At 48.2% G+C, this 21,382-nt stretch carries 16 protein-coding genes; 12 read left to right on the top strand and 4 right to left on the bottom strand.

Annotated elements, in window-relative coordinates; all coding sequences use genetic code 11:
- Positions 1–18: 18 nt before the first annotated feature.
- The gene (locus AOA63_RS11925) at positions 19–510 is read right to left on the bottom strand and encodes an AlbA family DNA-binding domain-containing protein (protein ID WP_053959905.1); all 492 of its coding nucleotides are present in this window, start codon (positions 508–510) and stop codon (positions 19–21) included.
- A gap of 1,240 nt (positions 511–1,750) precedes the next feature.
- Here AOA63_RS11925 and AOA63_RS11930 point away from each other — a divergent pair.
- On the top strand, positions 1,751–2,140 hold the full coding sequence (locus AOA63_RS11930) for a type II toxin-antitoxin system death-on-curing family toxin (protein WP_347474804.1): 390 nt from the start codon (positions 1,751–1,753) through the stop codon (positions 2,138–2,140).
- Between the two features lie 622 nt (positions 2,141–2,762).
- Positions 2,763–3,449 (top strand): adenylyl-sulfate kinase, encoded by a 687-nt coding sequence (gene cysC, locus AOA63_RS11935; protein ID WP_242848323.1) that lies wholly within the window; start codon positions 2,763–2,765, stop codon positions 3,447–3,449.
- Positions 3,450–3,930: 481 nt separating this feature from the next.
- Here the strand turns inward: cysC and AOA63_RS11940 are convergent, their stop codons facing one another.
- A complete protein-coding gene (locus AOA63_RS11940) occupies positions 3,931–4,980 on the bottom strand; it encodes a hypothetical protein (protein WP_053959907.1) in 1,050 nt (349 codons plus the stop codon).
- Positions 4,981–5,184: 204 nt separating this feature from the next.
- Here AOA63_RS11940 and AOA63_RS11945 point away from each other — a divergent pair, with 204 nt between their 5' ends.
- The 5 genes from AOA63_RS11945 (at position 5,185) to AOA63_RS11965 (ending at position 12,744) form a co-directional block, all read left to right on the top strand.
- Positions 5,185–7,293: a glycosyltransferase gene (locus AOA63_RS11945; RefSeq protein WP_053959908.1), complete on the top strand. Its 2,109-nt coding sequence runs from the start codon at positions 5,185–5,187 to the stop codon at positions 7,291–7,293.
- A gap of 147 nt (positions 7,294–7,440) precedes the next feature.
- Positions 7,441–8,292: a hypothetical protein gene (locus tag AOA63_RS11950; protein ID WP_053959909.1), complete on the top strand. Its 852-nt coding sequence runs from the start codon at positions 7,441–7,443 to the stop codon at positions 8,290–8,292.
- Positions 8,293–9,301: 1,009 nt separating this feature from the next.
- A complete protein-coding gene (gene sat / locus AOA63_RS11955) occupies positions 9,302–10,534 on the top strand; it encodes a sulfate adenylyltransferase (RefSeq protein WP_197648392.1) in 1,233 nt (410 codons plus the stop codon).
- Positions 10,535–10,813: 279 nt separating this feature from the next.
- Positions 10,814–11,818, top strand: coding sequence for a GDP-mannose 4,6-dehydratase (gene gmd / locus AOA63_RS11960; RefSeq protein WP_053959911.1), 1,005 nt, complete (start codon positions 10,814–10,816; stop codon positions 11,816–11,818).
- Complete coding sequence (locus AOA63_RS11965) at positions 11,818–12,744, top strand: NAD-dependent epimerase/dehydratase family protein (protein ID WP_053959912.1); 927 nt, start codon at positions 11,818–11,820, stop codon at positions 12,742–12,744. Before gmd ends, AOA63_RS11965 begins: the two co-directional genes overlap by 1 nt.
- 272 nt (positions 12,745–13,016) lie before the next feature.
- Here AOA63_RS11965 and AOA63_RS11970 read toward each other — a convergent pair whose 3' ends face one another.
- Both AOA63_RS11970 and AOA63_RS20380 read right to left on the bottom strand, forming a co-directional pair.
- Positions 13,017–13,952 carry a hypothetical protein gene (locus AOA63_RS11970; RefSeq protein ID WP_053959913.1) on the bottom strand — a complete coding sequence of 312 codons (936 nt, stop codon included), beginning with the start codon at positions 13,950–13,952 and terminating at the stop codon, positions 13,017–13,019.
- A 243-nt stretch (positions 13,953–14,195) separates the two neighbouring features.
- Positions 14,196–14,324, bottom strand: coding sequence for a hypothetical protein (locus AOA63_RS20380; RefSeq protein WP_278276980.1), 129 nt, complete (start codon positions 14,322–14,324; stop codon positions 14,196–14,198).
- Between the two features lie 270 nt (positions 14,325–14,594).
- Between AOA63_RS20380 and AOA63_RS11975 the strand changes: the two genes are divergently transcribed.
- The 5 genes from AOA63_RS11975 to AOA63_RS11995 all read left to right on the top strand — a co-directional run bounded on the left by AOA63_RS11975 (position 14,595) and on the right by AOA63_RS11995 (position 21,357).
- Positions 14,595–16,775, top strand: coding sequence for a glycosyltransferase (locus AOA63_RS11975; protein ID WP_053959914.1), 2,181 nt, complete (start codon positions 14,595–14,597; stop codon positions 16,773–16,775).
- 81 nt (positions 16,776–16,856) lie between these two features.
- Positions 16,857–18,071, top strand: coding sequence for a flagellin (locus AOA63_RS11980; RefSeq protein ID WP_053959915.1), 1,215 nt, complete (start codon positions 16,857–16,859; stop codon positions 18,069–18,071).
- A gap of 85 nt (positions 18,072–18,156) precedes the next feature.
- Positions 18,157–19,713, top strand: coding sequence for a flagellar filament capping protein FliD (fliD, locus tag AOA63_RS11985; RefSeq protein ID WP_053959916.1), 1,557 nt, complete (start codon positions 18,157–18,159; stop codon positions 19,711–19,713).
- 20 nt (positions 19,714–19,733) lie between these two features.
- Complete coding sequence (locus AOA63_RS11990) at positions 19,734–20,117, top strand: hypothetical protein (RefSeq protein ID WP_053959917.1); 384 nt, start codon at positions 19,734–19,736, stop codon at positions 20,115–20,117.
- Positions 20,086–21,357, top strand: a complete 1,272-nt coding sequence (locus tag AOA63_RS11995; RefSeq protein WP_082343936.1) for a glycosyltransferase family 2 protein — start codon at positions 20,086–20,088, stop codon at positions 21,355–21,357. The genes AOA63_RS11990 and AOA63_RS11995 overlap by 32 nt, the downstream gene beginning before the upstream one ends.
- Positions 21,358–21,382: the final 25 nt, after the last annotated feature.

Raw genomic sequence — 21,382 nt, forward strand, 5'->3', positions numbered from 1 at the left:
TGGTGAAATAACTCCTTCTCAGCTGAAGAGTCGGCGCAAAATCTCTAAAGGAGCTGGTCGGTTTGCGTCGCCAAATCGGTATAAGACGCCTTTTTCATCATGCCACAACGGGCGGGGGACTGTTTGCGGGTCAATTCGAATGAGTAATATCGCCTTATCGGGATGGTCGGGGATGGTAACCAGGTGATGTTCCGGTAAGTAAACGGGTTGAATGTGTTGATAGCAGTGATTCTGCAACGTGTCGAAAGCCGAACTCGTGGGCACGCCAACTGGCGGCCACTTCATCGTTTTGGACGTTCCGCTGCCTTTCTCTTTCTGCTCGTCGACGCCAATGACAATGACTCCACCTGCATGATTAGCCATCGCGACAATAGAAGCCGTGACTTTCGATGAAAATTCGCGTTTAAAATCTAACCGCTCATTTTCTTGAGGATACGGAACCGTGGTAGCCCATTGTTCTAAATCGGTGTACGTAATATCGGTTAACGGGTCTCTGAAAATGTTAGCCATTGTGCGATCTCCTTCACACAAAGACTGTGTGTTATCCTCGATCACTCGTGGTGTCAGCGTTCGATACCATTGAATGACATGCTGTTCCATCGTCGTAACAGCCCAATGGGCTGGGACTCTGGGGGCGCGTCCAGCTCCTACGGATGCCGACGCGTCCCCAGAGTAATCCCTCAAAATAAGACCAAAAAAGCGAGGGACAGTCTCACACCTTAGGGCCAAAAATTTGTCTGGCCAAAGGAGTCCACCTTACTTTCGCCTCATCTCCGGTCATCTCGATCTTGGGCGGGATGGTAAAGGATACCCAATCCGGTGGCCGTGATGGCACGTTCAGAATCCTTGGAAACTTTGCCGTTCGGCAAAACCATGCCATGAACGATTGCCCTTTTCTTTTAATACAACCGCTCCCAATGCTGCTCACTCCGCGTCAATAAGACTGGGTTGAAGGTCAAGACGTCCGACACGTCGGGGACGGGAACCAACAGATTGCGTCGGAAATAGCCCGCTTTGTTTTCCATAGTGCCCCTTTCGTATCCAGCATAAGGAGAAAGTGCTCTCAAAGCCATAGTGGGCTTGAAATCGAGCCAATAGGTCTGTTATCCGAATCTGTTCCCCTATGCATCCTGGCATTGTCGAACACGAAGCGGCGTGGGACGCCGCCGATATGGGTAAACAGGTCCACTAATTCGTGCACCACGCATTCGGCATTCTCTCCGCGGAAGAGTTGTAGATATCCCCATAACTATAGGGAAGACTCAGACAGAGCGCGTGAATACGCACCATGGTGTCGTGTTTCACGATGTTAGCCTGTTCAAAATCACATAGAGCTTTTCCGTGGTACCACTCCATTGGACTGGGCATACATATCAAAAATGACCTTTTCTCCTTATCCCTTCTGACATCAACAGAAGGGATAAGAGGAGTAGACTATGAAATACTCTTCCGTTCCTGTTCTTGCTCTTGCTCTTGCTATGTATCCATGTATATTTATCTAAACACGAGAAAATACTAGAGTACTTTACCGAGACACTGACGGGCAGAGGAAGGTGACTCATAATGAAGCTACATGTTGTGCGAAAGAAGGTGCCGACAATGTGTTCGACAAAAGTACCAGCATCTATGATTCTTCGGGTGCAGCAACCGCAACGAGGCCAGACAAACTCTTCGGTTAATGAACGGCTCCAAACTTTGGGACGCAGAATGGTCAAGAGCACTTGGAGGCATTTAAGAGATTGGCAGACAAATAAAAGACTGGCCGAATTATGATGATGCGGTCGCGATGCAACGTTATGTGATTGACGTGACAGAAATCGGTCGCATGGGCGATAAATACCCCGCCTATTTGGAGGCCGCTCTTGCACGACCGTCTCAAGCCGGTTTTGGGCAGGAATTTTATCCAACTGTCGCGGATAAAATCGCGGTTTTGATTCATAGTTCCACTACTACCCATGCCTTTGAGGATGCCAATAAACGGACAGCGATGGCACTCGGATTAGCGGTAGCAGAAGCCAATGGACAGCGTATCCAACCGATTGATGATCGTGAGATCAAAGACATCGCCAGCGGAATCGCAATTCATACCTATGACGTTGGCGATATCGTAAAATGGCTTACGCTACACTATCAATTTTAGGGCATCTCGGCCTCTACTTCTTTTCCCCTGCTGTGCCCCAATGGTGTTGGAGAATATATCCCGCTGGCCGAAGTCCAGCGCGGCGGTCGTGATGGCCTCGTGCCATCTGCGTGCAGCGTCATCCTAGGTGCCGACGGTCTGGTAGGCGCGAAGCACGTGACTGCGCCGCGCCATTTTTTGTTATTCTTTGCCCCTTGCCAATCTCAAAACCAAACCCAACACCAACGCCCGATCTCTCGTATCCATTTTGTCCCATTCAACAAGTAGCAAAGACGGATCGAGCATGGCATGGATATTGTTGGGATTCATCAGTGTGAATTAAGGGAGTAATAACGACACCACTTGATTATAATCCGAAATTTGGCCTACAGGTAGGTACTGCCGGACCACATGCCCGCAACCACAAAATCGGTCGACGAATTGTTCTTTCCTCGTGCGCTTGATATGAGTTCTTCCACCATGGCGCACTGGCCCCTGGTGACAGGTTGTGAGTATAACCTTCGGGGGCCCGTGGTGGACGAACGATGTCGAAAAATGGTGGACGGGGTACAGCCTGTTTGGTATCATACCCATAAACGTGCCGACGCGGTTCGCAGCTTTTCAGATCGAAGGGGGCATGTTCATGGCGACCACTCCGCGTCCCTTTGTGGTATGGTTTACGGGCTTGTCGGGCGGCGGCAAGTCGACATTAGCGAATGGGCTATCGCAGCGACTGCAGGCTTGCGAGCTGGCTCATACGGTGTTAGACGGGGACGTCTTGCGTACCGGTTTGTGTGCGGATTTGGGGTTTTCGGTGGCGGACCGCCATGAAAATATCCGGCGGGCAGGGCACGTGGCGAAAATTCTTGTCGAGGCCGGGCTCATCGTGCTGGCGGCTTTCATTACCCCGTTAGAGCGGGATCGGCGGATGGTGCGGAACCTTTTTGCTCCAGGGCAATTTGTGGAAGTCCATGTGGATTGTCCCTTGGCGGTGTGTCAGCGCCGGGATCCCAAATTGCTCTATCAAAAAGCCCGTGCCGGCTTGGTGCCGGCGATGACTGGTCTCGCCTCGCCGTACGAACGACCGGAACAGCCCGACTTGCGCATTCCCACAGATCAGTGGGATCTCGAGACCAGCGTGGCGTATCTCTGGAATTTTTTGGCCGCTCGTTATGCGATCGACCCAGCCCCTTCGCTCACGAGGAATCCGAAGGGGCGTGATCGTGTGAGGAGCCGGGACGTTGAAGAACCTGAGAGCGCGGACGGGACCCGATTGACGTCCAAACATCCCCCAGGCGGGGTCGATCTCCCCCTGTTTCGCCATCCGTGATGCCGGACGTGCCACTCCAGCTAACTCACACACGCGGATGGGAGGCTATCCTCGCAGAATCCATCGGTGGGCTCCTGCACATCGGGCAGAGGGGACCGGGGGACTTTTTTAGGAGATCCTGTAAAATGGCCGTCGCTGAAGGGCAAGCAACATGGGTGCCCGTCGGAGTGTAGAATGGCCAGATACTTGTTCACTGGGGGACAACGCCCTGGCTCCTGTCCCCCAGTCCCAGCCCACAGGGCTGAAAAATCGCGTCCGATGCGCCTCAGCGCAAAAGAGATCGCCAATGTACAAAATTGAGGGGCGGAATCGCATGATTCAGGACACATTAACAAGGCCAGCCCCATTTTGAAATTAGAAGACAGGCCCTTTGATTCGTGCCTGTCCTCTTGATTATGAAACCGGAAGAAACATCGAACAAATGAGAAATGGTTGTGGCAATCTCTAGCCGATACTTAATATCAGCTGATGGAATGCGCGGTTAGTTATGGACTGTAATAGTTGATTCAGGACTCGCCACTTCTAGACTAATTCTCTGGGTTGACGTTTCATTTGAAGGGGCATTTAAAGGCCTGGCATAGACGACGACATGCCAAGGGCCTGGCACCGTCGCCGGAATGACAAAGGTATTTGTCGCCTTGTATTCTCCACTGCTTTGCCACCCATTGGTGGGCGATTCAAACCAAAATTGATAAAGGGGATTGGTAATGCCCGTGGCACTTGCGGTTAACGTCATATTGTTACCCACTGCCACTTCATTAGTAAAACTTAACGAGACAAAACTGTTGGCGTTGATTGGACTTCCGGGGTTCTCTGCATTATCGCCAATATCAACCACGCTGGTATCCGATTTGGCTTCATAGATGGCTTGTTGATCGGCGTTTTCATTGTGGGGTGCACTGAATTCCCGGGCATAGACCAAGACCGACAGGAAGCCATTACGGAGTGGATTAATCGTATACGAGTTGGCGAAACTAAAGGGGCCACTCGAATGCCACTGCCCACCTTGCATCGCCCACCAAAATTGATAAACGGGTTCTTTAAACCCGGTGGGTTCTGCCGTCACAGTAAAATTGATACCGGAAATAGCCGTGGTCGGAGCGACTAAAGCCACGGATTGGCCGGCGGCATTTTGATAACCGGCATTGTTGCCAATGGGGCGTGCCACCCAACTCACGGCCAAAGGCCTACTGTCTTTGGTGAGAACTGCCACGAACTTATCCGTTTGGGGATAATGATGGATGATCGTAGTGCTCACCGTGGTACCTGACGTGACTTGATTGAGAATTTGTCCGGTGGTGGCGTTCATAATGGCTAAGGATTCGCCCGTCGATAAAGGCGTGTTGGTGGCTGCCATCAAGGTCACACTTTGTCCGGTGCGGGCTTGCGGTGTAGTCGCAAACAGTGCTACAGGTCTTGTCGTAGCGGCCTTGGCTGTCGCTAGCGTTCTATGGGGAATGGCTGCGGTCAGGGCGGCTAATCCGAAGGTCGCAACAGCCGAAAACCATAAAGGTCGTGTTTTCATCATCATTGGAACAGTAATCCCTCACTTTGCAAAAGAACAATCGTCTCTTTTAATAATTCTCGTCATGATTGGTAATGTCCTGCCGATATTTCCAAGATTTTGATGAAAAAGAGCACATGTTGTCTCAATGGGAACGGTTCAGGTATACTCGGTGAGTATAAAACTGCTGTTGGACGTTATGTAACTATACGTGATTAAAGGATGCCTTGCATGAAACATATCGTAATTACAAGCCGTGAATTAGCTGGATACAATCTATCAGGAGGGATTGGCGTCTATGTCGACCATCACGCAGCCTCTTTGGCTGCGCAGGGATATCAAGTCACGGTCCTCACAGCCGCTAAGTTTCTTGAAGACCGTGACGAAATTGCTCCACCGCCCGAACGCCCATACCATATTATTCCGCTTCGGGCTGTCAAGGGATTTCGCACCGCTGAACATAATTTTTCGTACGCTGTTTATGTGACACTCAAGACACTCCAAGAGACACAGCCTTTTGATATTGTGGAATTTCCCGATTACAACGGGGAAGGGTACTTTAGTATTAAAGCCAAGCGGTTATTAGGCGAATTTTCCGAGATCACCCTGTGGGTCCATGGGCATATGACCCTTCATCTGTGTGACACCTTAAATGAGGAACCCCCGTCGTTATACCGGCAAGCAATTTATAATATGGAGCAGTATTGTTTGCGTTATGCTGATGTGGTCAGTGTACCCAGCCGAGATTTAGCGGCCGTTTACGAAAAAGACGTTCCCCGGAATTATGATCTTATGCGCCATCCCATTCCAGCATTTACCCATCCCCTGTTAGATCAAAACGCCCCTAATTCTTCTACGGATATATCTGCTGTTCAGGTGTTATATGTGGGCCGTTTAGAACACCGCAAGGGCGTTGACTTACTAATTGAGGCCATAATTCGACAAATAGACCGGGGACAAAACGTGTCGCTACGCTTAATTGGGGGCGATACGTGGTGGAAAGAGGGATCATACCGATCTTATCTTTTGTCCTTAATTCCTCCTCAGCACCAGCAGGCCTTTGAGTTTATGGGTCCGGTAACCCGGGAAAATCTTCAACGCGAGTACCTAGATGCGGATATTGTGGTCTTTCCCAGCCGTTTTGAAAATTGGCCCAATGTCTGCCTCGAAGCCATGTCATTGGGCAAGCCGATCATTGCCAGTCGTTTTGGCGGCATGAGGGAAATGTTAGACGAGGGCGCTGGCTTTTTGATTGATCCCTTTGATGCTGATGAGTTTGATGACGCCCTCACTACACTTATCGTCCATCCCGAGAAACGCCAAATACTAGGTGAAACGGCGCGGAACACGATAAAGAGAATGGCACAAGCTCCTATCGAGCTTCCCACATGGTTTACCAATCCGCCAAAACTTGACGACAAAGTCTCCCAAGACGAGCCCCTTGTCAGTATTATTGTCCCTTGTTATAACGCGAGCCAAACGATAGAGGAGACGCTTGAGAGCCTCTTACACCAGGACTATCCCCGCATCGAAATTATTTTGGTCGATGATGGGTCAACAGAACCTGGCTTTCCTGCTCTCTTAGACCGCTTAGGACAAGCCCATCATCATGTCCGCGTCTTTCATAAGGCCAACAGCGGGCTCCCTGGAGCCCGCAATTACGGGGCGAAACGAGCGCAGGGTGAATATTTGGCTTTTTGTGATGCGGATGATCTACTGGCTCCTATGACCATACGGCACAGTGTACAGGCTTTGATGCGGCATCAAGATCTTTCGTTGGTCTATCCCATTATTCATTATTTTGAGGGAGCCCATGGTTTTTGGGGACCCCAGGATCTCTATGCCCCTACGTTATTGGCGGAGAATCAAGCCCATGCGGGTATCGTGATTCGTCGAGACCGGTTTTTTGCCCATGGGGGTTATGACGAATCGTTCCGCTATGGCTGGGAAGATTGGGAACTATTACTTCGCCTGGCTAAATCTGGTGAACACGGTGAAGTGCTCCCCTACCCCCATTACCAGTACCGGGTCCGTCCGAATTCGATGGTGCGGACGACCTCTGCCCAGAATCGGCAACGTATCCAGAAGCAAATGTGGGCCAAACATCAAGATCTTCTGGGATTGCCTGCCTATTATGTGCTGGAAAAAGAGGTCTTGCAGGCGAATTGGGCGGGTGGTGGATCCATTGAGAGCCACCGCGAATGGTTAAGACGCATCATTTTAGACTCTAAAGGTATGCGTTTAGTTATTACGGTATCGCGTATTCTCCCGGGCTTTATCCGGCGCCCGGTGAGACGGTGGTTAAAAGAGGTGGTATTGCGGCGCTTTAATTTAAGTTAGTCCGTCTTCTTTCATAATTATTAGCACGATAAAAGTCAAAAGGCCCAGGGAATTTTTCTCGGGGTTGATTTACATATTTATGTGACTATTTGCCAGAATAAAGCGTTGTTAACAGTATGATGTGACACATTTGGAGGCTGACGCATTATGTGGAAGCAAATGGGACATTGGGGATTACCAGTAGTTTTGTCAAGTGGGCTGTTAGTTCTATCGCCTTTGGGAGGCCATGATCTTAACCTCTCGCCCATGGCTGCGACAAATGTGACGGCGGCAGTCTATCGTCCAGTTCCCCGGTATCCTCATAGTGATGTGGTGACAGCTCCCCCTATCTCCTCGCCATTTGCCGCCCCGCTCGTGATGGGAGCAAAGAATCATCTTTCAAAGCTTTGGCAACTGCCGACGTCGTATGACCACGCGGAAAATTGGTATATTCATGAGATGAAAAAAGAGGGATATCATCTCATAAGCAAGGCGATGTCAAGCCTGGCTCATAGTGAATCCTTTACACACGGTCTGTTATTTGCTCAGGGACCACAAGAGACTACGCAAGTGGCCATTAATTTTCTCCCCGTGAATGCTCACACGACCAATATGCAATATATTTTGGCCGAATTGCCGATGTCTTCAAGACCTCAGAGCAGTCTCATTGTCCCGGTCACGGCTGTTCGCGAGATCAGGGTGCACTACAGAGCATGGCGTTATGGGAGTTCGGTTAAGTCGTTTAATCTGAACACCCCCAAAACCATTGCCCCGGTAGTGACTTTGCTGAATCAGCTACCTGTATTGCCCCCAGAACTTTTTCACTGTGCGGCCGACTTTGGTCAGGGTGCGACCCTGATTGTACATTTTCGCAACGGGACACAGTGGGTCATTAGGGAAAATGCAGCGTGTGATAGTGTGCAGATACCTCATGCCCCGACTTTGCAAGATGTGCATGATGCTCTGTATCACTTGCTCGGTGAAGATGCGAAGAAATTCGCCTCGAAGGGCAAGTTTTGAACAACTTGGGCACATCATGTGAAAATTTTGGGGATAAGTCTGTGGACAATTGTGGATATCTTTTGCTCAAACTGCAATTATTGTGAAGAAATACAAGTCGACGGGGAATAGTTCGTGTAGTAGAGATCAGTCAAAGGACCTTTGTGATAATTCACATCGTGGGGGTTGCGGACATTGACCAGCGTTTACTGCGCAACCGTGAGGATAAAGGGCCGTTCAATCGTTGTCAATAAGACCATATCACAACAAATCGCGAATACCTACCCAGAATGAGTACCAGTTAAACCCGACTATGAACCAACCGGATTACTTTACATCAAAACCCCAGGCAGGTCCCGCTCTAAAACGGATATAAAAAGCGTTGAGTTCGTACTTATGCCGTGACACAGTCCGGTTCATCATCTTCCGCGAGTTTTGGCGGATCTTGCCGCGGTTGATGACTGGTCGCCCGATGATCCGCTTTAATCCTCATGCGCCACAGTTTGTGTCACGAATGACCACACCAAAGATGAATTTTAATAGGCTTTTTCGCTCTAAAAGCGGTGAAGCCTCTACGACCGTCGGTTCTTTCTCGAAACATCTTAGACGAATTCGTTTTCCAAGGAACGGCACCATCCCATCATTGATCGCATCTGCTACTGTATACAGCAGATGAGTCACGTCCGCCTGAAAATGCTTTCGGAAACCGACTCAGCACGTTGCGGATTTTATGTGCCCCATCCTCGGCCGTTGCATGGCTTCAGCAACATCGGAATCCCGTCAGATAATTGACAGTTAAGGGCAGTTCCAAGTTCTACAGACTAGATCGTGTAGAAAGTCCTGCCATGCTACATTCGTGTATGCATGACCCACACTTAAACCAGCCTATTCAGACAAAGTGGCTGCTCCCGAATTTTTCCGACACACAAAAAAGGAAATAGGTAGGACTATGTAGAACAAATTATTGTACTGGCAAAAGGTGTTCGCACGGAACCAAAAAATTTGCATGTAAGCTAGGATTTAAAAATTGGTGTTTTCTGCTATTTCTCTTATTCGTGAGAGTAATGCTGCATTGAGCTGCTGGTTACTTATAAACGGATTCAATTTCACTACGCAATTAGGAGTTAATCAATCTATGACTACATTATTTCCTCGTGACAAATTTAACGATATATCTCGCCCTCTGCCATCACATCAACTCGTTGTTGATGAAATTGCCACCGCGGATGTTTATGCACTAGGAGTTGGGGCATTCGCGCCGCTTACTGGATTCATGGATGAAGTTACGTATGACACGGTTTGCCACGAAATGCGCCTCCCAGACGGTCTGATATGGCCTGTGCCTGTCACTTTATCTGTTTCGGAGAACGATGCCTGTTGTCTTAAAGAGGGAATGGACATTCTGTTGAAGGGAACAGATCTTGCTCCGTATGCTATTCTTCATCTCACGTCTATTTACCGTCCTAATCGCGAGCAAGAGGCAGACCTTGTCTATGGAACACATGATCCTCATCATCCTGGGGTGAAACGCTTGTTGCAGCGAGGGCCCGTATATTTGGGCGGGGAATTGGATGTTCTGCATATCCCACGTTTTCCTTTGATGGATCAGCCTTTCATGAGGGTGATGACACCTTCCCAAGTCCGTTCGCATATTAAATCGCGTGGGTGGCAAACGGTTGCTGGTTTCCAAACTCGCAATCCTATTCATCGTGCCCATGAATACATTCAAAAATGTGCGTTGGAAATAGTTGATGCTCTCTTTATCCACCCATTAGTAGGCCCAACTAAGGCCGACGATGTTCCATCATCTGTTCGTATTCAAACCTATGAGGTATTGTTGGAGAATTATTATCCACCAGACCGCGTGCTATTCAGCGCGTATTATGCAGCCATGCGTTATGCCGGACCGCGCGAAGCCGTTTTCCATGCTTTGGTACGAAAAAATTATGGCTGTACTCACTTTATTGTTGGTCGAGACCATGCTGGTGTGGGTAACTATTACGGACCCTATGATGCCCATAAGATTTTCAATCGGTTTTCACCCAAAGAGCTTGGCATTACACCATTGTTCTTTGAACAAGCCTTCTTCTGCCGACGTTGTGATGGAATGGCCACAAGCAAAACTTGTCCACATGCGCCAGAACATCATGTTTATCTATCTGGAACTCAGGTGAGAACAATGCTTAGAAGGGGCGAAGACTTGCCTAAGGAGTTTAGTCGACAAGAAGTCGCTGAAATTCTTAAACGCTATTATCGCGGTTGAATGTGGGAACGGGCATTCGTTTCAAAGTCAGCGATTTAATTAAGGAGGGGAGTAGTCGGAGGAGTTAATAAGCACAAAGGGATCAACCTCAGTGGTGAAACAAATCGATTTCGATAAGAGGATTTTGTTGTGATGAGTCGAATGGATACAGTCAATACGATCACGCATGGAGTATTAAACTCATTCCGGCGTAATCGTTTTAAGATAGAAAGGAGCAGCGGGAACTGGTGTAATGTCTAAGTTTAACGATGAATTCACAGAGTTTACCCGCGTTGTAGGATGAAGACAGCATTGATTACAGGTGTCACGGGTCAAGACGGATCTTATCTCGCTGAGTTGCTCATACAAAAAGGATATACAGTGTATGGGCTTGTTCGCCGTACTAGTACCGTACCAACGGAACGTATTTACCATCTTCATGACCAACTTCGCCTGGTATCAGGTGATTTGCTAGATGAAAAGTCCTTACGGCATATTTTAGAAGAATGTGAACCAGACGAGGTGTATAATTTGGCGGCACAATCGTTTGTGCCTGAAAGTTGGTCCCAAGCGATTCTCACGGGAGAGGTTACCGGCTTGGGCGTTACACGGTTGTTAAACGCTATCTTGGACGTTAATCGTCACATCCGCTTCTATCAGGCTTCTACAAGTGAAATGTTTGGTAATGTTCAGGAAGTGCCGCAAACGGAATTAACTCCATTTTATCCTCGCAGTCCATATGGTGTGGCGAAATTGTACGCGCATTGGATTACTGTGAATTACCGCGAAAGTTATGGCTTATATGCTTGTTCCGGGATCTTATTTAATCATGAATCACCACGTCGGGGAATGGAATTTGTTACGCGGAAAGTAACGCATGCGGTTGCACGGATTAAGGCTGGACTCCAGCAGAAGCTGGCGTTAGGTAATCTAGATGCGAAACGCGACTGGGGATACGCTCCAGATTATGTTGAGGGTATGTGGAGGATGTTACAACAAGATAGACCTGATGATTACGTTCTTGCTACTGGCGAAACTCATTCAGTGAAAGAATGGGTAATGAAGAGTTTCGGGATAGCTGGATTAAATTGGGAGAATTATGTGACGATTGACCCCCGATTTGTCCGCCCTGCTGAGGTGGACATTCTAGTCGGGGATTCGACAAAGGCTCGTACCCAACTCAAGTGGCGTCCCTCTACAAGTTTTGATGAACTTGTTCGTCTGATGGTGGAAGCTGACTGGGCATTGGTGCGAGAACAACTGGTCTCACAGCAAGCTATTTCGCATTTACGGGAGCAAGGGTGATGCGAAAAATAGTTGTGACGGGAGCGAACGGATTTGTTGGACGTCATGTGTGTCGTATGTTACAAGAGAACGGGTACGAAGTTATTCCTGTTGGGGGGCCTACTTCAAGCCCCTCGGCGTCTTCTTATTCGATGGACTTAACACGTAGTGACGTGCGTTTTGAGAATTTCTTTCGAACTGCGCGACCTTACGCGGTGCTTCATCTCGCAGGGATCAGCTCTGTTTCTAAATCATGGCGTATGCCGGCTTCGGTAATAGGAGTCAATACTGTCGGTGCCGTCAAACTTTTTCAAGCAGCTCAGGCGTCAGGCGTGAAACGGTTTATTTTTGTGAGTTCAGCAGAAATCTATGATCCACTTGCTGGTCAGGATGGAGAACCATTAGATGAAGATGCGCCGATCAATCCCGTTAATCCTTACGGCGTATCAAAATGGGGTGCAGAACGCCTTCTTGCGCTTCTACGGAAGCCTAACCTCGATTTAATTATTTTTCGTCCATTTAACCATGTTGGCCCGGGGCAATCAACCGGATTTGTTGTGCCGGATCTCGTTGCTCAAATCCATAGCATATGGAAAAAGCAAAGTCCACCTATTATTACTGTAGGCAATCTAAGAGTTATTCGCGACTTCTTAGATGTTCGGGATATTGCCCGGGCGTATGTGATGGCACTGAGTCCACCAGTTCGTCCGGGGACATATAATTTAGCATCCGGGCGGGGACGGAGACTTGAAGACATTTTGCATGCGTTAATAGCGAAATCCCATTTAGACCATATCCAAGTCATTCAAGATCCGAATAGATTTCGTCCCCGAGAACGCATGGTGCTTGTCGGTAACGCGAGTCGATATCGCGAGGTTTCAGGTTGGGAGCCTTTAATTCCATGGGATCGCACTGTGAACGATATACTTGTGAACAATACGTTCTGAGCACATTGATCTGTTGTCATTCCAATCACTTTAAGTCAATGAATGAAAGCGAACTTGCATCCATGGGTCAAAGATAATTGTCAAAAATGGCTAAACAACCCATCTAGCTAAGGTCGCGAAGGGTAGAATCCTATACTAGTAACCAACGACACGATCCATAGCATGGCTTGAAGTATCTAGTCACAACCAGTGTGATATAGTCTACAAGAGAGGGAGCCGATTCATGGTCGCCGGGTGAGTTGACAACTGGAAAAATGAATAGAACTCATATTTTACCAGCGGATTCGCGGTTCCAAGAGAGGGTCTTCACGAACTTTGTGAATTATGTAATTAATATGTTCTGGCTGCAACTCTGGAATTGAGCGGTACATCTCAGGTAACCACTGATTCTCCATACGTTGCAACGCGTTGATAATCACGTTTTGCCAATGCGGCGGTCGATTACCCAGACCGTAGTGCGTTATGTGCACGTCATCGAATGGTAAGGAGAGGCTCAAGGTTTCACGAAGAATATTCGATACTTCCTGCCTATATGAAGGGGAAAGATCCAATTCATCCATGTCAATAACAATATCTACAAAAGGTAGTGCCATTAACGTGGAATATAAATACAAATCCAAAAAGATTCCAAACGACTGCGTAGTTGAGTAGCTTGTGACAAGTGGTCTAATCTGGTGATAAGCATCAAAAAATGCTATGTTGCTTGGGTATTGAGGGAGCTTCCAGTACTGAGCCAAGGTTCGAATACCTGGCGGGACTTCCTTTTGACCCATTACTAGATGTGGCATGATTTCAAAATAGGGATTTCCTTTGCGTAGTTGGGCACGACCTGATAGCCATTGGTCTATCGGATTACGGAGTAACAAAATATGGATTCCGGGAAAGGTTTGTCGTAACCACCGGATTCGTCCTAGTGACCGGCAAAAATTGAAAACGGGACGTCGATGACTCTGATAACTAACATGCATAAGCATGGCCAAATAGGCAGCTTGATCCCAAAGGCACTCTTGCTCATTGCGAAAGTAGTTCTTAATGGTAAAATTTGGGTTAAAACCTTGTACTCCTGTAGAAATCAAAGAACCATATTCAGAAAAATATGAGGTCGTGACTACTGGATGGTGGGAATCCCAATTGGACGGCTGAAATGACGGTAACATATCATGAGTAATATGAACCAAAACTTCATTAAATGGTTCATAAAATGGCATGCAATCACCCTGCAAACGAAACTTACTCCATATATAGGTGCTACCTGTTCGCCAACCGCTATGCACAAATATTGGCTTATTCATGTATAAATTCTCCATTGGTTAATGTAATTTCCTACTAATTAAGATAATTCCTATTAAGATTATAAGAAACTTTGTCTGAATATGCTACGTTCTAATAAAATTTAACAATTTCGCCTGAGGCGATGTTGGCATAAACTTGCGGGTCATGTGGGTCTGACACTATTGTCGGCTTCCGTCATGGAACTGTTCGGCTACGGCGTTGGTGAGGTCACGATGATCATCGCACACAGCTGATACCATCCCGTGGACCCCCTGGTCTCTCAAGTGAAGACGGTCGTCCATAGCCATGGGACCATCCTCCTGCGAATTTGATTGTTTGATCGCTTTCAAATTTACAAGGGGACTCCCCAATGGATTGTGAACTTTTTAAGTTTTTTTACATACAAGACTGACTCGACTCCCACGACCTGACACGTAATTTTATCACCAAAATTCGCGACTAAAATTTGCAATAGGTAATTTCGCAGGATTATATTGGTTTTGAGAATAAAGGTGGCGTTGCGCCTTTAGTTCTCAGTCTAAGGGAATAGACGCTAAGCGAGGAAGTAGGCGACTGACATGGATGTCTTTTGGGATGGACCATTTTTTCGTGCGGCAAGTTTTGATCACGTGAATCGCGCGTTATCTCGATCCCTGGCCGCTCGAAATATTAATGTGGTTGTTCATTCATGGGACGCTGTGCCCAATCCAGTTCCGGAAGATTGGAAATGGTTTTTAGCGCACCGAGCCGGATTTAAAACGGTAGACGCGCACGTCCGCCATGGATGGCCACCAACCTTTTCTTCTCGCATGGGTCCCTTTTTTCTATTGCAACATTGGGAAGCCGGTGCCGTTCCCAAAAGCTGGATCAATCCGATTCGTCGGTATGTTCGTCGCGTTTTGGTTGTCAGTGAGGCTGTTCGTGACATGTTTGTTGCGGGAGGCATCCCGGGCGAGATGATAAGCGTTATTCCCTTAGGTATCAATCCCGATCATTTCTATGCGGGTGGTCCACGATGCGAACGGTGGGATCGTTATGCAACGCGCTTTCTGTTCGTTGGTGGATTAATCTCGCGTAAAGGTATAGACATTTTGTTGAGTGCTTATCAAAAAGCTTTTGACGCGGATAACTCGGTAATTTTAATTATTAAAGCAGTGGGAAGTCAATTCGCCTACGATGATGCCTCTATTCTAGATGCCCTTGAGGCCTTTCGCTCCGATCCGAAAAATCCGGCTATTGATTGGATCACTGATAATTTGACTGAAGAGGCAATGGCCTCATTATATCGGTCGGCATCCGTTTTGGTTCACCCATACCGCGGCGAAGGATTTGGTCTCCCACTCTTGGAAGCTATGGCTTGCGGTATTCCAATTATCGTTAGCGATTTCGGCCCGGCTAGGGAGTTCGTGCCGCGTGAGAATGCTTTGTGGATTTCAGGAAACGTTCGGTACTTTACACCTGAATCGTATGAAAGCCAAGGACCAGGCTGGTATTTCGAACCTAATGAAGACCACTTGGTAACTTTACTAAGGCAGGCCACTGAAAATCTACCTGTTGTTCATTCGGTTGCCGAATGGAGACAAGCATGGTCATGGGACCACGCAGCGGAAGAACTTGAGGCTATTTTGAAGAGCGAAGTTATGCCACGGGAAGGAACGAGGAGAGTCTATCCTGAGAGAGCCGTTCTGTTGCGTGCTCCCGGTCGAAGCCCTTCCGGGTACGGACAAGCGACGCGATTATGGCTTAAGGCTTTTCAACATCATGATGTGGCTGTCCGGTTGCTTGACATTGATGATCCTGTCGTATATGCAGGGCACGAAGGCATTGATGTGGCCGCATGGGAGGACGTTGTCGTACGCTCTGGTACGCCCGCAGTGCAATTTGCCCCTGGTTTTGCTCTGCAATCCGACTATCGTGGTCCAAATATTGTATATACGATGTGGGAAACAGACGAATGGCCACAAACTTGGAAATTGCAATTGGATCAGGCAGATCATGTGATTGTGCCATCGACATGGGACTATGAAAAAGCCCTCCGAATAGGCGTTGCGTCGGAGCATTTAAGCGTTGTTCCTCTGCCACTTGACACGGATAGATTCCATCCCGATGGACCGAAACTCTGGCCAATGGACCATCGTTTTCGTTTCTTAAGCGTTTTCGATTGGCAAACGCGAAAGGGATGGGATATATTGCTTCGGGCGTGGGCACAAGCTTTTCGGTCTACTGATCCCGTTGTTCTCATTTTAAAGGTTACGAAAATTGCTACAGCCTCCCAAGCACAACAAGAGCAGTGGAGAGCTCTGCGCAAAGACCTGTCAAATACGGCTCCCGTCGTACTTTTAGATTCTGTTGTCTCAGCGACTGAGATGGCTGCGTTGTACCGTTCGGTTCACGCGTTTGTACTACCCACACGAGGAGAAGGATGGGGATTGCCCATTTTAGAAGCTATGGCGAGTGGTCTGCCAGTCATTGCAACTGATTGGTCGGGATCCTCTGTGTTTATGAATCGTAAAAACAGTTTACCATTAGCCATAGACGGGCTTGAACCCGTTCCTGATTCCGAACCTTTTTCATTATTTCGCGGTCAACAGTGGGCGAAGCCATCTCTCGAGGACCTTATTGAGAAATTACGTTGGGTTTTTGGTCATTATCAAAGTTTAGATGCCCTGCGGAATGAGGCTCGGCGTACAGCTGAGGATTATCATCCCGACCGTGTGGCATCAGCACTTTTGTCAGTGTTAGAGCCCTTTTGGGCATGACGCTGATGGGGCGGAAAATCCGCCCGACCTCAACTCAGGATGAGAGAGGTCAATACTTAACCTTCAAGGAGGAAACCTTCAATGTACGTCAACACTAATATTACCGCGTTGTTTGCTGAAAACGCCTACTCTAACACGCTTGCTAAAGTGAACCAACTGTCCAATGAAATGTCTACGGGGCTTCAGATTAATTCGCCAGCAGACAATCCCGCAGGATTAGCTATTGCTAATATTATGCAGGGAGAGCTGAATGGACTCACTCAGGCCTCAGCAAACGTATCTCAAGCAACCAATTTGGTGCAAACGGCTGTGGGTGGTGTCAACAACGATATGCAAATTCTGCAACAATTGCAGTCCCTAGCCACACAAGCGGCTCAAAACACGAATTCATCGTCTCAGTTGCAGGCTATTCAGCAAGAAATAAATTCACTTGTCAACGTTGTAAACCAGAGCGCTCAAACTACCAATTACAATAACCTTAAAGTACTTAGCGGCGATTACGGAGCTTCTGTTACGAATGGAACAGGAGTCGGAACCGGGGCTACTATTAGTGCGGTCTACCTTGGAGCAGATTCAGGAAGTGCGTTTACACAGAATGTCAAGAATGCACAATTTACAGTTTCGGTGCAGGCACTTAATACTACTACAGGAGAAGATCAGGCTACCATTCAGGGTACAATGGTCGTTAACGGTGTAACTGTTACGATCCAACCTACCACAGTGACTGTTACTACCGGTGCAACTAGTGGGACCGTGGATATCCAATTCAATAACCTGTCAGGAAGTAATGGTTCAGTATCTGTTGCTCCATTTTCGATGATTATGACCGTCAACCAGGCATCGGTGTCCACTACCGCCACGTCTGGTACGGTTACCATAGACCCACCAACAGATAAAAGTACGCTGTCGTTCCAAGTAGGGCCATCTCAAAGCAGTGCTGACATCGTAAATGCCAATTTCGCAGCAGTAGATGCGAATTCTTTAGGTATTGGAAACCTAAACGTTACCACTTCTACGCAAGCACAATATGCTATTACCCAGGTGCAACACGCTATATCTTCCTTGTCGGCATTACAAGGTTACACGGGTTCCTTGCTCAATCAGTTCCAATATACTGCCAGCAACCTGCAGTCGGAAAATACGAATCTTACGCAGTCAAGGGCAACGATTATGGATGCCAATATGCCAGCTGTCTCTTCGGAGTTCGTGAAGGAACAAACCTTGTTGCAATCGAACCTGGCAGCGCTTCAAAGTGCTAATCAGTTGCCATCCCTGATCCTAAAATTACTCGGATAATGTGAATGGAGTAAGGCATGGCCTTTAAGAGGCTGTGCCTTACTTACCAATGCCAGACAACTTTAGATTAGGAGGCATGCGTTTGATGAGTACGAATCCTTTACTGACCTTGAGTCCGAGTCAAATTTGGGGTAATCAAGCCAACAACCCCATAAGTTCCCTGATGCTGACGTATTCGCCGAATGTCATCGAAAGTCTAGCTTTGGCCCCCATATCGCTACAAGAAAAGCAACTTAACCAGACTCTCTCCCAAGTGCAGGCTGCCAGTAGCGCATGGAGCCAACTTCAGGCGGACGCAAGTGCTGTCATGAGCCAGTTGACCACATTAAGTAGTGGATTGCCGTTTGACGCTCAAAGTGCGAGTAGTAGTTCACCGAGTGTGGCTACCGCTGCTGCTAGCTCCGAGGCCGCGTCGGGCAGTTTCGGGTTGACGGTGAACCAATTGGCTCAAGCTGAGGTCGACCATAGCGCGGTGTTCAGTTCAGCGACACAAGCTGCAAATATCAGCGGAACCTTCACCATTGCACTAGGACCAACATCCGGAACATCCCCGACTACTACCAGCGCGTCGGTAACGATAACGTCGGGTATGACCTTAGAACAGATAGCGTCCGCGATAAATTCGTCAGCCGGACAGTACGTGAAGGCTGCTGTGCAGGATACCGCAAACGGCTATCAGTTGGTCGTTCAAGCCAATCAACCGAATCAGTTCATTTATTACGGAGAAAGTAGCAGCACCTCTATTCTTAATAATGGAAGCGGCGAACTAGGTCTTGTAAATGCGTCGTCAGGAGGTACTGTTATCAGCAGCGGTACAAGTAATAACAATACGGAGGCTGTAGCCCAGCCGGCAGAGTACACGCTTGGCAACACTACTTTGCAAGCTAACAGTAATACGATCTCCAACATTGTCCCTGGCGTTACGGCGCAACTCCTAAGCGTTGGGACGACTACCATTACTGTGGGGCCAAACGTTTCCCAAATGGAATCATCGATAACAAAGTTCCAAAAGGATTGGAATCAATTGGTTCAAGATGTCAATACGCTGACACTCCCTGTCAATGCTGGACCTCCTGAGTCTTCGTCATCTAGTTCGAGCTCCTCATCATCCTATAAATCAAACTCGCATCAGGTGATTTCTTCGCCCCAGCCCTTAGCGTTCGTGCAGCAGGCTCAGACGGCTCTTGGGGAAACTGTCGCGCAAACGGCTGCCGGACCATTAACTATGGCAGATGTGGGATTGCAATGGAACTATAGCGCACAAGATGGTACATTGTCGTGGGATCCTAATGGTTCAAGTCAAATTTCTGCTAACCTCAGCACGTTGTTGACGACACACCCGCATTCTGTAGCATCTTACTTCCAAAAATTATCGAAAAAACTGATGCCTATTCTTCAGGTTTTTGCGCAAGGATCAACAAGCGTGTCGCAAACCGCGCAAAGTTCATTGGAAACTGAGATAAACAGTCTGACCCTTCAAAAGCAAAATCTTGCGGCAGAAGCTCAGAGCGTAGCTAAAACGGCCCGGCAGGAATATCTCGCCATGGCTAACTCGATAACTGGAGCTCTGGGAGTTTATAATTACTTCCAAAATGTTGTGTTAGGTGGACCGTCGTCATCAGGAGGAGGATTTGCCACGTAAGGAGCGAAATCGGGATGAGAATGGCTGAAAACCCCTATTACAATATGCATCTACAAACTTTGAGTCCCGGGGGCATGCTCGAAGAGTTATGGCGGTATGGACGGAGGCACTGTGTGGGCGCCCAAGAAGCATTGAGCGCCCAGCGATGGGATGCGTTGGCTCACCATGCCAGCGCATTGCAAGAACTATGGGCGGGATTGCATGATACGGTCAATTCCGAGGCTCCTGGTACCCAGACTCTTCGAGGGCTTTACTTTGGCCTATGGCGTTTGGCACTGCGTGTTGCAGTAGAGCACGACGCCGACGCGTTACATCTGATGCAAACCACGATGGATATTCTTGAACCGCTGACGAAAGGACGTACTCTTTTAGATGAAAGACCTGCAACAGAACAAACGTACTAGGGACGGTATGGGGCAATTGACTCTGGCTATGATTGTTCGTGATGAAGCCCGATGGTTACCTTCGTGTCTGCAATCTGTCAAGGGAATTGTTGATGAAATGGTCGTGGTGGATACGGGTTCTCGTGATGATACGCCAAGAATTGCGCGGCAATTTGGAGCGCGTGTCATAGAAATACCGTGGCGTCATGATTTTGCGCGAGCCCGAAACGTTGCTCTTGATTACGTGAAAACGCCGTGGGTATTAGTTTTGGATGCGGACGAGCAACTGCACCCCGATGATGCCCCTCTTATCCGCGCGGCATTGCAGACTGACAAGTTTCACGCCTATGATTTATGGCAAGTATCTTTGCTGTCTGATGCTCAAGATGTAGCTTGGGCCCGGGTTACTCGACTCTTTCGGCAATTGCCTGGTATTCGCTACGAAGGCCGAATTCATGAACAGGTTGCTGGTAGCGTTGTCCGCCATGGTTATCAATTGGCATCGTTGGATGCGCGATTGTGGCATTTTGGTTACTTACGCGATATATGGACGGAAAAGGCCAAGGCCGACAGAAATTATAATCTTCTTAAAAGGGCAGTACGAGAAGAACCGGGCAATGGGTATCTCTGGTGGCAACTAGCCCAGAGTGCTATTTCACTTGAAGCGTGGCACATGGTGCAAGAAGCCACCAAAAAGGCATTGGATTCGGGCACTCTTCCGGACTCTCTAGTGCCGGTGGCTTGGTTGACTTTAGGGAAGGGAGCAGCGGGCCAAGGAGTGTGGGCAGTAGCGGCAGCAGCTTTTTCACGGGCTGAACAAACCGCTTCGCCACACCCGTTTGCTGATGCGGTGTTCTATCGAGGAGAGGTTCATCGTGCTAACCGAGCTTGGGCGGCTGCTGAACAGTCATTTTCACAGGCCTTATCTATCGGCGATACAACGCCCATCCCTTTGCATGAGCAAGGAACGGGATCATACCGGGCTTGGCATGGATTGGCATCCACGTTTTGGGCTCGAGGAGAGAATGGTCGGGCAGCGGCAACTGCCCTTGTTGCTTATCGCCATTATCCGGCATATCGTCCTCTATGGTTACTGATTCGTCAAATTTTCGGGAATTATACCCCTCATGAATTTGCGGAAGTAATCCCTAATCTGGCAGCGGATCTTCCCGGATTAGTGAGAAGTCAGGCATGGTTCCCTGGCGATTTGGTTGATCAAGAAATTGCTCTCGGATGGGAGAACAGGAAGGTTCTCCCATAGGAGGTTGAATCATACCAATCTACAA

The sequence above is a fragment of the Sulfobacillus thermosulfidooxidans genome, from assembly GCF_001280565.1.
Taxonomy (GTDB): Bacteria; Bacillota; Sulfobacillia; order Sulfobacillales; family Sulfobacillaceae; genus Sulfobacillus; species Sulfobacillus thermosulfidooxidans_A.

Bases quoted from the DNA above. Each gene is read 5' to 3' on its own strand.
- AOA63_RS20380 (WP_278276980.1), bottom strand. From the start codon at position 14,324: ATGGCTATGGACGACCGTCTTCACTTGAGAGACCAGGGGGTCCACGGG.
- cysC (WP_242848323.1), top strand. From the start codon at position 2,763: ATGGCGACCACTCCGCGTCCCTTTGTGGTATGGTTTACGGGCTTGTCG.
- AOA63_RS11970 (WP_053959913.1), bottom strand. From the start codon at position 13,952: ATGCCATTTTATGAACCATTTAATGAAGTTTTGGTTCATATTACTCAT.
- gmd (WP_053959911.1), top strand. From the start codon at position 10,814: ATGAAGACAGCATTGATTACAGGTGTCACGGGTCAAGACGGATCTTAT.
- AOA63_RS11995 (WP_082343936.1), top strand. From the start codon at position 20,086: ATGAAAGACCTGCAACAGAACAAACGTACTAGGGACGGTATGGGGCAA.
- AOA63_RS11990 (WP_053959917.1), top strand. From the start codon at position 19,734: ATGGCTGAAAACCCCTATTACAATATGCATCTACAAACTTTGAGTCCC.
- AOA63_RS11950 (WP_053959909.1), top strand. From the start codon at position 7,441: ATGTGGAAGCAAATGGGACATTGGGGATTACCAGTAGTTTTGTCAAGT.
- AOA63_RS11940 (WP_053959907.1), bottom strand. From the start codon at position 4,980: ATGATGATGAAAACACGACCTTTATGGTTTTCGGCTGTTGCGACCTTC.
- AOA63_RS11925 (WP_053959905.1), bottom strand. From the start codon at position 510: ATGGCTAACATTTTCAGAGACCCGTTAACCGATATTACGTACACCGAT.
- AOA63_RS11980 (WP_053959915.1), top strand. From the start codon at position 16,857: ATGTACGTCAACACTAATATTACCGCGTTGTTTGCTGAAAACGCCTAC.
- AOA63_RS11975 (WP_053959914.1), top strand. From the start codon at position 14,595: ATGGATGTCTTTTGGGATGGACCATTTTTTCGTGCGGCAAGTTTTGAT.
- fliD (WP_053959916.1), top strand. From the start codon at position 18,157: ATGAGTACGAATCCTTTACTGACCTTGAGTCCGAGTCAAATTTGGGGT.
- AOA63_RS11945 (WP_053959908.1), top strand. From the start codon at position 5,185: ATGAAACATATCGTAATTACAAGCCGTGAATTAGCTGGATACAATCTA.
- AOA63_RS11965 (WP_053959912.1), top strand. From the start codon at position 11,818: ATGCGAAAAATAGTTGTGACGGGAGCGAACGGATTTGTTGGACGTCAT.